The organism is Phenylobacterium sp., assembly GCF_004297125.1.
Lineage (GTDB): Bacteria > Pseudomonadota > Alphaproteobacteria > Caulobacterales > Caulobacteraceae > Phenylobacterium.
In genome coordinates this window covers 206,515-219,184 of the sequence record NZ_SCVD01000020.1, presented here as the reverse complement: position 1 = coordinate 219,184, position 12,670 = coordinate 206,515, and the positions used below count along the sequence as shown (strand labels likewise).

Sequence of the window (12,670 nt, the reverse complement as noted above, 5' to 3'; positions counted from 1 at the left end):
TCTGTCACGCGCCGGGGGAGGTCGGCGCGGGGGCCAGGCGCCACGTCCCGTTCGGGGCGCGCGTGAGGCTGAGATCGTGGAAGCCCGCGACGCCGCGGGCGAAGGACTCCGCATCGCCCACGTCGAAGAAGCCGCTAACGGGCTGGGCGCCGAGGTTTGGTGCGGTGAGCTCCACCTTCTGGGCGCTGTAGCGGTTCACCTCGGCGACCGCCGCGGCCAAGGGCGTATCGCGGAAGACGAGCCGACCCGTCGTCCAGCTCGTGGTCCGAGTGGCGTCGACCGCCGCGGTGCGGATCGCGGCGCCGCGGGTGAGCAGGGCCTGCTGGTTCGGCTGCAGCACCACCGGCGCGCCCTGGGCCTGGCCCGGGCTTACCCGCACGGAGCCCTGCAGCAGCGTGACCTGCACGCCGCCGTCCCGGCGGCGGACATCGAACTTGGTGCCGAGCGCGCGGACCTGGATCCCGTCGACCACCACGATGAACGGGCGGCGGGCGTCGTGCGCCACGTCGAAGAAGGCCTCGCCGCGGGTGAGCGTGAGGCGGCGTTCGCCGTCGCGGAAGGCGACCTTCACCTGACTGTCGACATTGAGGTGGACGCGGCTGCCGTCCGTCAGTCGCACGACCTTCTGCTCGATGTCCTGCGTGCCGTAGGTGGGCGTGAACTGCTGGACGGCGAGGTAGCCGCCACCGACGGCGGCGATGGAGGCGAGGGTGATCGCCCCAGCCAGGCGCGGGCCGCGCAGCCACGCGCGCCAGCCCGACCGGCGCTTGCCGCGGTCCAGCGCCTCCTGGGTCATGCGGGTGATCTCGGGGTCGGCGACGTGCTCGCCCGACGCCTCCCAAAACGCCTCCGCCTCCTCGTAGGCGGCGTCGTTCGCCGGATCGTCGCGCCAGTCGCGGAACTCGCGGACGGTCTTCGTCGAGATGGAATGGTTGCCGAGGCGGGCCAGCCATTCGGCGGCCTCCTCCTGCGCGCGCGTCCGCTTGGGTGTTGGGTCGCTCATGCGTCGTCGCCTAACCGCGGTACCGCGCCATGCACAGCTTCAGCGCCTGGGTCATCCGCTTCTCCACGGTCTTGACCGAGATCCCGAGGTGCGTGGCGATGTCAGCATAGGTCAAGCCGCCGAACCGGCTCAAGATATATACGTCGCGCAGGTTGCGGGGGAGCTTCGCCACCACCTCGCGATGGAGGAGTGTTTCGTGTTGGTCGGGGAGGCTGATCCCCTCGGGGACGTCCTCGCCGGCGACGAGACGCGGGCGCTTCTGGGCCTGTTCGCGGCGCAGGTGGTCCTGGGCCGCGTTCAGGGCGATCCGCGCCAGCAAGGCCTTGGGGCTGCGCCAGTCGATGGGGTTTTGGGCGAGGCGCAGAAACGTCTCCTGCGCCAGGTCCTCGGCGACCTCGCGGCCGAACCGGCGGGCGATGAAGGCGACGACCCAGTTGCCGTAGGTGCGGTAGAGGTCGGCGACCTCGGCCGACCAATCGCCACCAGCCAGTGGCGCTTTGCTGTGCTGCTTCCGGACATCGAACATTCCGTGCGCAAGCGTAAGCGAATATGGAAAATCGTCATATGTAATATCGTCATCTACTTGGAAGGCCCTCCGCGGACGGGCCTTCATGCCGAAGACGATCTTCACCGGCGCAAATCAGGTGATCGTCGAAGTGCTTCGGCAGACGCGTGAGAGCGCGGGCCTGAAGCAGGAGGAGCTTGCCGCCCGCATTGGGCGCGATCAGAGCCATATCTCGCTTGTCGAAGGCTCCCAGCGTCGCCTCGACCTTGTGGAGTTTATGCGGATCGCGCGTGCGCTCGATCGCGATCCAGTGGACCTATTCAATGAGGTCTACCGTGCAGTTGAACGGTCTGGTCACGACTTCGGCTAGGTGTCCTAAGGAGCCGAACTGGACTGACGGGATGGAGTCCCGTTGGGTCGCGCACTCAGGCGACGCCAATCTCGGCCGCCAGATGCGGGTCCGGTGGCTCGCCGGCGGTTGGGGCGGGATGCGTTGCCTTCCGGTTAGGGAGGGGGCTCCGCTCCGTGCATCGGCTATCTGTGGCTTGCTCTCTGCGGCCACTTAGGCCGGCATTGAACATCGCGGTCCCTTCTCAAACGTCAGCGACGCGCCAATCTGAGCCGTTGCCGATGCGCGGCCACAGGCTCAGATGCTTGCCTGCGGCCGCGTCCGGGTGGCTGTCAGCGAGGCGACTGACGTGACCAGTTGAGGTGGTGGACGTCACCGGCGTCGACGAGGAAAGCCTGGAGCGGGGCCGGCAGGCTGGGGTCGTCGATCCGGACGGAGAGGCACGGCGGCTTCCCGTCGCGGCTGACCGTCCAGGCGGCGCCGACTTCGGTCTGACCGATGAAGACGCGGTGGTCCGGGGCCTTCTCGGCGGTGGGCTCGACGGGGCGGATCTCCACGCACTTCACATTGAGCGTCAGGGTGCGGATGGCGCCTTGGAAGCGGCCGTCTGGGGTCTTCGTGAAGGTTCCGATCGTGGTCATGGCGGTCTCCTGTGGTGGCGGGCCGCGCCAGCCGCGGCGCCGATGGCGGTCTCGAGGCCGGGACCTGAGGACGGCGGGCAGCCCTGGCCCGCAGCGGAGCGGAGGACGGCGGAGCCGTTGACGGGCGGCCGGTCCCGGCCGAGCTCGAGCCGATGGCGCCGTGACGGCGCGGTCCGGCGCGGGAGATCTTCCAGGCCGCTGCGATCGGTGGCTGGGCGATGATCGCGGGCCGAGCGGTCGCGCGCAGGTCGCGGGCTGGCGGGTCTGCGTGACGGGGGAGGGGGATCTGGCCCGGCGGTGGGTCGCCGCCGGATGGGGCGCCGGTCGCTGGGGGACGTCGTGTCCTGGCCGGCCTGCGCGGCCTCTCGTGGCGTGAGGGGGTCAAGGTCCGATCCCGTCGCAACGGCGGCGCCGGCTTTCCTCCCCTAAGCTGCGCTTATTCCTCGCGAGGCAAGAAAGCCGGCGCTTCGCCGTCCTCCGCTGCGCTGCGGGCCCTGCGGGCTGCGGCGCGATCCTGTCGACCTCGACTCGCCGTCGCCATCGAGGCCGCGGCAGGCGCGGTCCGAGAACAGGAGACTTTCCCATGGCGACCATCGGCACCTTCACCCTGAGCGGCGACGGCTCCTTCGCGGGCTCGATCAAGACCCTCACCCTCAACGTCAAGCAGGCCCAACTGCGGCCCGTCGACAAGGAGAGCGCGAACGCTCCCGACTTCCGCGTCTTCGCCAACGGCACCGAGTTCGGCGCGGCCTGGAAGAAGACCTCCCGCGAGAACCGCGACTACCTCTCGGTCAAGCTCGACGATCCCAGCTTCCCGGCGCCGATCTACGCGAACCTGGTCGACGCGGAGGAGGGCTACAGCCTGGTCTGGTCCCGCAGCCGGACCGTGAACTGAGCGCCCTGGGCGGTGGCTCCCGAAGCCGGAGCCGCCGCCCGCACGCCGGGGTTCGCCGGGCGGCGCTCCCCGAGATCGGACTCGCCAAGCGATGAAAGTTCTGTCTTTGTTCCAATCATGCTTCCGGACAACGACAACAGGCCGCCGGCCGAGGCGAGCCGCGTCCTGCCGATCCTCGGCCGGGTGGGGCCGGACGGCCGGCTCCAGCTTCTGCGTCCGCTCGCGGCCGAGGTGGTCGACCTTCCGCGGCCGCCGTGGCCCAGCGACCCGCGGCAGGCCTGACGATGGCCCCGGCCACAGCAAGGGCGGATGACCTGCTGGCCAGCGTTGCGGAGGCCGGATTCTGGGTCGCGCCGCGCGACGCCCTGCGGACGCTGGGCGAGATCGTCGCGCAGGGGCAGGCCCTGGCGGCGGGCTGCGCGCGGTGTGGCCACACCCGGCAATGGCTCGCGGGCGAGCTCGCCGCCGCGCCCGCCGCGCTGACGGCGGGCGCCGTGGCGGCGCGGCTCGTGTGCGGAGAAGGCGACTGTCGGTCCCGCACCGGCACACTGGCGGTGCTGCGGCCGCCCGATCGCCGCCCCGGGGCGCGACGGCGGCATCTCAGCGACCGCGACATCGCCCGCATCCACGCGATGGCGGCGCAGGCCACCGAGACCTATCGGCCGCCGATCCTCGAGGACCTCGATGCGCCGATCCGGGTGGGCGCCTGCCTGCCGGGTCAGGAGACCTATGTCGGCGCCCAGGTGATGGCCGCCTGGCGCGGCCGGCTCATCCTCGGATGGCCGCTCGGCCGCCGGGCGCGCGACCGTCGCCGCGCCGTCGACGACATGCTGGCCTGATCCGATGGGGACGAAGAACCCGGACGTCGTCGTCGCGCCGCCCAGCGCGATGACGGCGCTGACGCTCGCCGAGATGCATGTGCGCGGCTGGGAGGTGAAGGCCGCCTGCAGCCGCTGCGGCATCAAGCTGCGCATCAGCCTGCCGGCGATGATCCGCACCCACGGTCCCGACGCGGTCTGGTGGGGGCGCAAGGCCCGGTGCCCCGGCCTGGAATGCCAGGACGGGACCCTGACCTATGCCGCCCGTGCGCTGCGGGGCGGGTCCTGGGTGTCGCTGACTCCAGCACCGGGCGAGCTCGCGCTGGCCGCATTTCAGAAGCGGCAGCGCGTCTATCCCGGACCGCGATAGGGCGGATGCCGCCGCGACCCTTGGCCCGGCTGGGGCGGCCCGGAGGGCCGGCGGGTGAACGCCATGAGGGGGCGGTCTTGCGCCCTCGTGGCGGTCGAGGGGAGGGGCCAATCTGCAAGGCGACGGTCTAGGGCAGGATAGCCTTGCCGGCAGCTTTGTAGACAGGAGCCCTGTCGATGCCCGTGCTCAGCGCGCGCGTGACGGACGATGTGGCGGCCCGCTTCGATGCGGCGGCGGCCTCGACCGGCGGCCGCTCGGCGCTGCTGCGGCGCCTCGTCGAGGGCTCCGCGGGCGGGGCGGGGCTGGACCCCTCCGCGTCGTCCGGACTCCGTGACGCGCTTCGCCTGATGGTGCGCCTGGCGGCGCCGGAGGCGCGTCACGTGGCCGACCAGGCGCGGTCCCTGAGCCTCCCCCGCGCCGCCTGGGTGGCGGCGCTCGTGCGCCGGCACGCGACGGGCGCGCCGCGGTTTCCGCGGTCTGAGGAACTGGCGCTGTTGGCGATCCACGGCGAGGTCCGCCGCATCGGCGTGAACGTCAACCAGATCGCCCGGGCCCTGAACACGGCGGTCATGGAAGGCCGGGTTCTGGACACCGAGCTCGGCGCCGTCGACGACCTGCGCCGCGAGTTGCGGGCGCACATTGCGGGCCTGGGCGAGGCCTTCGCCGGCAACCTTGCCTACTGGGCCGTCGAGCTGTGAGCGATTTCCGCACCGTGGCCGGCTTCGAGGACGTCTGGCGACCGCCGGTCCGGCCGCGCGTGAGGCGGCCGGAAGAGGTGCTCTCGCCGGCGGACCGCGCCGCCGGGGTGCGCGCGCGGCTGCAGCGCATCGTGCGCCGGGCGCCCGAGGTGATGGTCAAGGTGACCGGGCGGACCCGCGATCCCGCCCATCTGGCGGCGCACCTGACCTACATCACCCGCAACGGCCGGCTCGCCGCCGAGGACCGCGACGGCTGCCTGATCGCGGGGCGGGACGACGTGGCGGACCTCGCCCGCGACTGGTCGGCGGCCGCGATGATGGACAGCCGCCGGCGCGCGAACTCGCCGTTCAGCGTGAGCCTCATCCTGTCGATGCCGGCCGGCACGGACCCGCTGAGGCTCCGGGATGCGGCGCGCGCGTTCGCCCAGGAGACCTTTGCGGACGCACGCGAGTACGTGCTGGCGCTGCACACCGACACGCCGCATCCGCACGTGCATCTCACGGTCAGGGCGTTGGCGGACGATGGTGGTCGACTCAATCCGCGGAAGGGGGATCTGGAAGCCTGGCGACAGGCCTTCGCCCGGGCGCTGCGGGAGCGCGGCGTCGAGGCCGAGGCCACGCCGCGGCGAGCGCGCGGCGTCACGCGGAAGGCCGAGCGAGGTCCGGTCCTGCGGCTTCGCGAGCGCCACGCCGCGGGGCGGCGCGGCCTGGGGCGAGTCGCGCGGGAGAAGATTCGGCAGGCGGCTGAGCTCGCGTTCGGCGAGCCGCCCGCATCGACGGCCTGGGATCGGCGGATCGCCGCCCGGCAAGCTCAGGTGCGTCGCATCTACCTGGCCCAGGCCCGGCTTCTCCAGGCATCGACCGATCCCGCTGACCGCGCGCTCGGCGCGGACGTCGGAGTGTTCGTCCGGAGCTTGCGGCCGCCCGACACGGAGCGCTTGGCCCTCGCCCGGGCGCTAAGAGACGCCAACGAGAAGTCGCGACCGTCGGTGCGCCCCCTCGGCCCGCAGAGGGACCGTTCGTGGCGCATCTGAGACTCTGCGGATCGGACCTGGGGGGCCGGAGGACTTCAGCGCCGCCGTTCCCGCGCCGGGCCGGCGGGGGCGCCCCGGTCCAGCCACTGCGCAAGCCGGGCGCGGGCTGCGGCGAGGATGCGGGCCTGTTCGGAGGGCTCGACGACGCGGTTGCGGACCACCGCCTCGACGATGCGCAGGCGATCGCGGCCCTCGAGGGCCGAGGCGCGAGGGCGCGGGGCGTCCGATTGTCGTTCCGCCTGTTGGCGATCCCGCTCGGTGGGCCGATAGCCGCGGACCTCCAGGCCGGCGGCGCGGGCCATGAGCCAGACCTCCCGGCGGAATTCCGTGTGGCCGCGGACGCTGATCGTGGTCCAGCCGCGGTGCTGGGCGATGGCGACGAGGTCGCGGATGACGTGGGGATCGTTGCGGCCGGTGGAGAGCCGGTGGCCCTCGTCGCGGAAGGTGGCCGTGTCGGCGCGGGCGTCGGCGTAGAAGCCGAGGCCGGCGCCGCCGCGACGCTCGGTGAGGTAGCGGCGCTGGATGCGCTCGGGCACGTCCCCGGGCGTCTCCGAGCGGGGGCGGCCTTCCGGTGTGACGATGTTGAGGTCCTCAGCCATGGCGGGGCTCCTTCGGAAGCGTGGGCTCGGTGGCGTCGAGGAAGCGCTCGACCCAGGCCGCGATCTCGGCGGGGGCGGCGCCCTCGGGCGGCAGCGGTTCCAGGTCGGCGGCGGCGAGCATCGGGACGATGGCGTCCAGGGTCAGCGGATCGCCGGCGCCGTGGGGGCGGGGGATCGCCTCCGGGTCGGGTTCGGCCGCCGCGGCGTCCGCGAGCGGCGGGACGATCGGGGGGGCGACCCGGCGACGGCGGAAGGCCGGCTCGCGGTAGTAGCGCAGCTTGCGGCCGCGGATCGGCGGCAGGCCGGCCTTCAGGACGAGGAGGTCCTGCTCGGGCATCTGGCTGAGCTCCTGGGGGAGCAGGAGGGGTCGGCGCTGCTCGGACTCGCTGACGCTGCGATGACCGCGGGACAGACCGGTGGGACGGCTGCGCGAGGGACTGCGCACGGTGGTGTCGCCGAGGCGTTCGGAGAGCTCGCGGGCGAGCCGCAGCTCCCGGGGCGCGAAGGCGATTTCCACGGCGCAGTTGGCGAGGATCTCCTCGGTGACGTCGGCGCCGTACTCGGCGCGCAGTTGCGCGGGGGACTGCAGGACCGGCAACAGCCGCAGCCCGTAGCCGGCGACGTAGGCGAAGGCCTTGGCGAGGACGTCCGCGCGGCCCAGCCGCGCGAACTCGTCCAGCAGCACGAGCACCTGGTGCGGATGGCGCTGCGGGTCGGGGCGCTCGCGGCAGGACCGGTCCACGAGCTGCTGGAACAGCAGCGCGTAGAGCGGCGCGACGCGGATCAGGTTGTCCGGGGAGGCGGCGAGGTAGATCGAGGCGCGGCGGCTGCGCAGGGCCGCGAGGTCGAAGTCGCTGGCGGCGGTGGCCGCGCAGACGCGCGGGTTCAGCCAGAGGTTCAGCTTGGCGGTCAGGCTCTGGCGGACGGAGGCGAAGGTGTTCTCCGACGACGAGGTGAAGTCCGTGAGCGCGCGCACGCAGCCCGCCGACAGGGGGCGGCCGTCCTTTTGGCGCTGCGCGATCAGCGCCGGGAAGCGGGTGCGCGGATCGCCGGCGACGAGCTCGGCGTAGAGCGCGCCGAAGGTGAGGGGCCGCTCCGGCGTCTCGGCCAGGCAGGCGCCCACGCCCACGAAGCCGGTGCGCGCCGACTCCGCCCAGAAGGGGTCGGCGTTCGGGGGATGCGGGAAGAGCATGGCCGCGATCCGCTGCAGCTCGTCCAGGATCGCGGTGGGGTCGTGGCGGTCGATGTGGCCGAGCGGGTTGTAGCGCGCGGTCCGCCCCTCCGGATCGAGGGGGTCGAACAGGTGGACCGCCTGGCCGTGCGCCGCGCGGAAGCCGGCGCTGGCCTCCCAGTTCTCGCGCTTCACGTCGAGCACCACGACGGAATCCGGCCAGGTGAGCAGGTTGGGGATCACCACGCCGACACCCTTGCCGGTGCGGGTGGGGGCGTAGAGCATCACGTGCTCCTCGCCGCCGAAGACGAGGAAGCGGCCCGCCTTGCGGCCGAGGACGACGCCCGTCGGCGCGCGCAGGCCCGCCTTGCGGATCTCGGCTTCCGACGCCCATCGCGCGGCGCCGTGGAGGGGCCGCCGCAGCTGGCCGGCCACGGCGACGAGGACGATGAGGCCGACACTCGCGGCGCCGAGGAGACCGACCCTGAGCCACCGCGCCACCTCCGGATCGTGGCGGTAGTACCAGAACCAGGCCGGGACGGCGGCGGGGTCGACGTCGCCGGAGAGCCGCTTCAAGCCGGCCAGGGCGATGGTTCCGGCGAACGCCCCCAGGACCATGAGCGCCAGGACGGCGGCGCCGGCGGCGAGGGCCGCCCTAAGCGGCCAGGGCGTGGCGGCGAAGCGGGTCATGCCAGACCTCCGCCAGGCGGAATCGGCCGCCGCGGCGCTCCACGTGGACGACGATGTCCACCAGCCGGGTCAGCAGCTGGCGGATGTCGTCGCGGTGGAGGTCGCGGCCCGCCTCGCTCTCCTTCACCAGCAGGGTCAGCTGCTCGAAGGCGAGTTCCGCCGAATTGGCGTGGACGGTGGTGATCGAGCCGGGATGGCCGGTGTTGACGTTGCGCAGGTAGAAGAAGGCCGCGGCGTCGCGGAGCTCCTGCAGCAGGATGCGGTCCGGCCGCATGCGCAGGGCGCTCTCCAGCAGCTCCCGCGGGCCGGTCCGGGCCAGGCCCTGGCCGTCCTTGGCGTAGAGCAGATGCACGGCGTTGCGGTGCGGGACGACCAGCTCGCGCGCGTCCTCGATGGTGATGAGGCGCTCCGCCTCCGGAATGAGCCGGATCAGCGCCTTGGCGAAGGTGGTCTTGCCGGACCCGGTGGCGCCCGAGACCAGGATGTTGCGCCGGCCTTCCACCGCCGCGCGGAAGAAGCCGGGCCAGTCCCCGGCGTCGCGCAGCGCGCCCAGCGCGGCGTCCGTGCGTCGGAGCGGGGCGACGGCCGGCGCGGCCTCGTCGAAGAAGCCGGCGGCGGCGAGATCCTCGAGGGCGAAGGCGGCCGGCGAGGGCTTGCGGAAGGTGAGGGACACCTGCTCGGCCGCCGGCGGCAGCACCACCTGGCACCGCTCGCCGGTGGGCAGCACCGTCGCGCACAGGGGCTGCTCGGGGCCGACGTCCTGGGCGGTGGCGGCGGCCGCGGCGAGCCCGATCCGGGTCAGGGCCTCGGCCGTGAGGTCCGGCGCCGCGACCCAGGACCAGCCCCGGGCCGTCTCCACGCCGAACTCGCCGGGGCGGTTCACCACCACCTCGGTGACCTCGGCCTGGTCGAGGGCGGCGCGGATCGGCGCCAGGTAGTGGGTGAGGATCGCCGCGTCGTAGGTCATCAGCGCGGCCGCAGCGCATAGACGGAGGAGAAGTCGAGGTCCTGGGCCACCTGGATCGCCACCTCGCCGCCCTGGGCCATGCGCAGGGTGGGACGGATCTCGGCGCCCTGCCGGACGGCGAGGCCCGCCGCATCGGACGGCAGGCGGACGCTTCCCACGGCGCCGTCCCGGTCGGTCACCGCCGCGGCGCCGGCGTCGATCACCGAGAGCAGCACGGCGGCCCCGAACCGGTCCCAGAAGTGGGTGTCGATCCGCCCGCCGAAGCCGGTGCGGCCCAGGGCGTCGCTGGCGGGCGAGGCGAGCGCGATGGCCACGCCCGCGGGCGTCACCGCGCGGGTCCAGAGCACAAAGACCCGGTCCTCGCCCTGCCGCAGGCCGGTGCGGTACTCGCCGAGCACGCGCGCGCCCTTCTCGAGCAGCACGACGGCGCCGTTGTCGGAATAGACGTCGCGGTCGACGAGGCAGGTGACATAGCCGGCGGCGGTGGTGTCGAGGGCGGTTTGCAGCACGCAGGGAATGGTCGTTCCCGCCAGGATCAGGAAGTTGCGGTCGCCGATGGGGGCGGCCGTGGCGCGGCCGATGGCCGAGCCCTGGCGCAGCCCGTCGAGCGCGCTCGGCGCCGGGCGCTCCGGCGCCAGGGCCGGCGCGAGGGGCTGCGCCGGCGCGGACGCGAGCGACAGGGCGCCCCGGGAATAGGCCATCAGGGGCGAGGCGCGCGCGAGATCGCTGGGGGAGGGCGAGGGCGCACCGTGGGGCGCTTGCGCCGCGCCGCCGGGGTCGAGGGCCGGGACGGCGTCGCCGCCGGGTCCGGCCGCGCCGGACAGGGCCGGGGCGCCTGGCCCGGGCCGGGCCAGGGTCGGGGGCGGCGGCTTGGCGGGCTCGAAGGCTACCACCTGGCGGGCCGGAGCCTGGCGCGGCGCCTCGCGGCGCGGCCGTTCGGCGCTCCAGGTGGCCAGCGCCACCGCCCCGCAGCCGACGAGCAGGCCGGCGAAGGCCAGGGCCTTGCCGCGGCCGGCCGGCGCCAGGGGGCCTGCGATCGGCGAGATCGTGCGGTCGAGGGGCGGTTCGGGATCGGCCGCGGGGGGCTGGAGGGCGTCGGTCATCGCGGGGGCGCCTGGCGCAGGGTGCGCTCGACGTCCGGCGCGGCCGTGGCGGTGCCGGTCGGCCGGCCCGCCGGCTGGTGGGCGAGATTGAAAATGCAGAGCACCGCGCGGCCCTTGCGCAGCCGCAGCTGTTCGGCGGTCCGATGCACGACGAGGAACTCGCCGCGCATGTCGAAGGGGACCAGGGTCTCGGACCCGTCCGGGGCGACGGCGTAGACGGCGGGCGCCGGCTGCGCGCCCGGGAAGCGCAGGACGGTGAAGCGGCCGTTGTCGCTGACCTCCGACGGGGCGATCGCCGCGGAGCCCTGCAGCTCGTAGGCGAGGTTGCGCGGGCCCTCGAGGACGCCGCGCTCGAGCTTCAGCTGCAGGACCCGCTGCTCCAGGGCCTGGGCTTCCGCCGACAGGGCGGCCTCGAGCCTCAGCGTCTCCGCAGCCGGATAGCGGAACTGCACCACGAAGAGGGTGTCGGCCGGGGCGCGGCCGCCGCGAGCCGTCAGTTCGAAGGCGTAGTGCCGCGTCTCGCCGCCGGCGAGTCGGGTGGTGACGATGAGGTTGGTGGGCGCCCGGGGCGCCGTCGGCTTGACGAAGAGGATGTTGGTCTCCGGCGCCACCTCCCACCCCGAGGCGTCGCCCAGCGCCACGTGGAGGATGGTCTCCTCGGGGGAGAAGCGGATCTGGGTGGCGGTGCGGAAGACGCCCGCGATCCGCACCACCTGCAGCGGGTCGTAGTCGACGGTCCGGATCCGCGGATCGGCGGCCCCGGCGCGCGGCGTCTCGACGGCGAGGGCCGGCGTCGCCGCGGCCGTGGCCAGGACGGCGAGCGCCAGGCCGAGGGGGCGAATCATCGGACCACCTCCGGGTCGGCGCGGTACGACGAGACCTGGAAGCCCAGCGGATTGCGCAGCCGGTCGCTCTCGCCCATGGGCGCCCGGGTGTAGGCGAAGGCCGCCGTGGCGATCCAGTCGGACTCCTCGACCTGGCCGCCGCGCCGGATCTCGCGGTGGAAGCGCACGTTGGCGACGCCCGGCGCCACGAAGCTGATCGCCCGCACGCCGACCTGCACGTCGGCGGCGGGGCCGTAGGCCACCTGGGGGCTGGCCGGATTGGTCGGCCGGTAGGCCAAAGCCCAGCGCTGCTGCTCCTCCGGGGTCGACATGATCGACACCTGCCGGAAGTTCGCTTCCGCCGCCTGCGGCAGCCAGCCCTCGCGGGCCCGCACATAGGCGGCGAGGAAGGACTTGGTGACCGCCTCGTCGTAGCTCACCGGGGCCGCCGTCGAGAGCCCGCGCAGGACCTCGACGGCGCCCGTCGTGCGGTCCACGCGCACCACATAGGGCTCGACGGTCTTGAGCGGCGTCAGGGCCGCGACGCCGGCGACCGCGACCCCCGCCAGGGCGGCGGCCGCCGCGGCCAGGCTCCAGGCCAGGCGGCGGGACCGGTGGGCCGCGGCCAGGCGATCGCGGTCCCAACTGCGCGCCTCCTCGAAATAGGCCTTGAGGTCCGGGGCCGGCACGCCGCTCATGGCCGGCCGCCCCGGCACGGCCCGGCGCCCGCGGCCGGGGGATCGAGCCTGGCGCCGGCGTCCGGCGCCAGCACGGAGCCGTGCGGATTGGCCGGGCGCCGGGCGCCGGAACAGCCGGGGGCGTCCGAACCCCCGACGGACGAACACGAGGCGATCAGGAGGGCGACGAGGATCGCGGCGGGCGGGGCGCGCCGGGGGGCGGGTAAGGGCGACATGGGAGGTTCCATGCGGGCACCCTGATCGCCCGTGCCCCCGGGCGGGAGGACGTAACCTCCCCCCGCCGTCATGCGTCGGGGAGGGGCGGG

General features: G+C 73.9%; 17 protein-coding genes. 7 read left to right on the top strand and 10 right to left on the bottom strand.

The window, feature by feature from the left end; genetic code table 11:
- Positions 1–4 precede the first annotated feature (4 nt).
- Together EPO51_RS11920 and EPO51_RS11915 are read right to left on the bottom strand one after the other, a co-directional pair.
- The gene (locus EPO51_RS11920; RefSeq protein WP_293350598.1) at positions 5–1,003 is read right to left on the bottom strand and encodes a FecR family protein; all 999 of its coding nucleotides are present in this window, start codon (positions 1,001–1,003) and stop codon (positions 5–7) included.
- A gap of 10 nt (positions 1,004–1,013) precedes the next feature.
- Positions 1,014–1,529 (bottom strand): RNA polymerase sigma factor, encoded by a 516-nt coding sequence (locus EPO51_RS11915; protein ID WP_293350595.1) that lies wholly within the window; start codon positions 1,527–1,529, stop codon positions 1,014–1,016.
- Between the two features lie 85 nt (positions 1,530–1,614).
- Between EPO51_RS11915 and EPO51_RS11910 the strand changes: the two genes are divergently transcribed.
- Entirely contained in the window at positions 1,615–1,878 is a 264-nt protein-coding gene (locus EPO51_RS11910; RefSeq protein ID WP_293350592.1) for a helix-turn-helix domain-containing protein, read from the top strand.
- Positions 1,879–2,189: 311 nt separating this feature from the next.
- Here the strand turns inward: EPO51_RS11910 and EPO51_RS11905 are convergent, their stop codons facing one another.
- On the bottom strand, positions 2,190–2,498 hold the full coding sequence (locus tag EPO51_RS11905; RefSeq protein ID WP_293350589.1) for a DUF736 domain-containing protein: 309 nt from the start codon (positions 2,496–2,498) through the stop codon (positions 2,190–2,192).
- A gap of 583 nt (positions 2,499–3,081) precedes the next feature.
- Between EPO51_RS11905 and EPO51_RS11900 the strand changes: the two genes are divergently transcribed.
- From EPO51_RS11900 to EPO51_RS11875, 6 genes are all read left to right on the top strand, one after another.
- The gene (locus EPO51_RS11900; RefSeq protein WP_293350586.1) at positions 3,082–3,393 is read left to right on the top strand and encodes a DUF736 domain-containing protein; all 312 of its coding nucleotides are present in this window, start codon (positions 3,082–3,084) and stop codon (positions 3,391–3,393) included.
- 117 nt (positions 3,394–3,510) lie between these two features.
- A complete protein-coding gene (locus EPO51_RS11895) occupies positions 3,511–3,675 on the top strand; it encodes a hypothetical protein (RefSeq protein ID WP_293350583.1) in 165 nt (54 codons plus the stop codon).
- 2 nt (positions 3,676–3,677) lie between these two features.
- Positions 3,678–4,232 (top strand): hypothetical protein, encoded by a 555-nt coding sequence (locus EPO51_RS11890; RefSeq protein WP_293350580.1) that lies wholly within the window; start codon positions 3,678–3,680, stop codon positions 4,230–4,232.
- A 4-nt stretch (positions 4,233–4,236) separates the two neighbouring features.
- The gene (locus EPO51_RS11885) at positions 4,237–4,581 is read left to right on the top strand and encodes a hypothetical protein (RefSeq protein ID WP_293350577.1); all 345 of its coding nucleotides are present in this window, start codon (positions 4,237–4,239) and stop codon (positions 4,579–4,581) included.
- Positions 4,582–4,757: 176 nt separating this feature from the next.
- Complete coding sequence (gene mobC, locus EPO51_RS11880; protein ID WP_293350575.1) at positions 4,758–5,279, top strand: plasmid mobilization relaxosome protein MobC; 522 nt, start codon at positions 4,758–4,760, stop codon at positions 5,277–5,279.
- Entirely contained in the window at positions 5,276–6,313 is a 1,038-nt protein-coding gene (locus EPO51_RS11875; RefSeq protein ID WP_293350572.1) for a relaxase/mobilization nuclease domain-containing protein, read from the top strand. Before mobC ends, EPO51_RS11875 begins: the two co-directional genes overlap by 4 nt.
- Before the next feature lie 35 nt (positions 6,314–6,348).
- Here the strand turns inward: EPO51_RS11875 and EPO51_RS11870 are convergent, their stop codons facing one another.
- From EPO51_RS11870 to EPO51_RS11840, 7 genes are read right to left on the bottom strand one after another with little or no spacing between them, the layout of a single operon-like run.
- Entirely contained in the window at positions 6,349–6,912 is a 564-nt protein-coding gene (locus EPO51_RS11870) for an LPD7 domain-containing protein (RefSeq protein WP_293350569.1), read from the bottom strand.
- Positions 6,905–8,773 carry a type IV secretory system conjugative DNA transfer family protein gene (locus EPO51_RS11865; RefSeq protein WP_293350566.1) on the bottom strand — a complete coding sequence of 623 codons (1,869 nt, stop codon included), beginning with the start codon at positions 8,771–8,773 and terminating at the stop codon, positions 6,905–6,907. The genes EPO51_RS11870 and EPO51_RS11865 overlap by 8 nt, the downstream gene beginning before the upstream one ends.
- The gene (gene virB11, locus EPO51_RS11860) at positions 8,739–9,740 is read right to left on the bottom strand and encodes a P-type DNA transfer ATPase VirB11 (protein ID WP_293350563.1); all 1,002 of its coding nucleotides are present in this window, start codon (positions 9,738–9,740) and stop codon (positions 8,739–8,741) included. Before virB11 ends, EPO51_RS11865 begins: the two co-directional genes overlap by 35 nt.
- On the bottom strand, positions 9,740–10,843 hold the full coding sequence (locus tag EPO51_RS11855; RefSeq protein WP_293350560.1) for a TrbI/VirB10 family protein: 1,104 nt from the start codon (positions 10,841–10,843) through the stop codon (positions 9,740–9,742). The genes virB11 and EPO51_RS11855 overlap by 1 nt, the downstream gene beginning before the upstream one ends.
- Entirely contained in the window at positions 10,840–11,688 is an 849-nt protein-coding gene (virB9, locus tag EPO51_RS11850; RefSeq protein ID WP_293350557.1) for a P-type conjugative transfer protein VirB9, read from the bottom strand. The genes EPO51_RS11855 and virB9 overlap by 4 nt, the downstream gene beginning before the upstream one ends.
- The gene (locus tag EPO51_RS11845) at positions 11,685–12,365 is read right to left on the bottom strand and encodes a VirB8 family type IV secretion system protein (RefSeq protein WP_293350554.1); all 681 of its coding nucleotides are present in this window, start codon (positions 12,363–12,365) and stop codon (positions 11,685–11,687) included. Before EPO51_RS11845 ends, virB9 begins: the two co-directional genes overlap by 4 nt.
- The gene (locus EPO51_RS11840; RefSeq protein ID WP_293350551.1) at positions 12,362–12,580 is read right to left on the bottom strand and encodes a hypothetical protein; all 219 of its coding nucleotides are present in this window, start codon (positions 12,578–12,580) and stop codon (positions 12,362–12,364) included. The genes EPO51_RS11845 and EPO51_RS11840 overlap by 4 nt, the downstream gene beginning before the upstream one ends.
- Between the last annotated feature and the right edge of the window lie 90 nt (positions 12,581–12,670).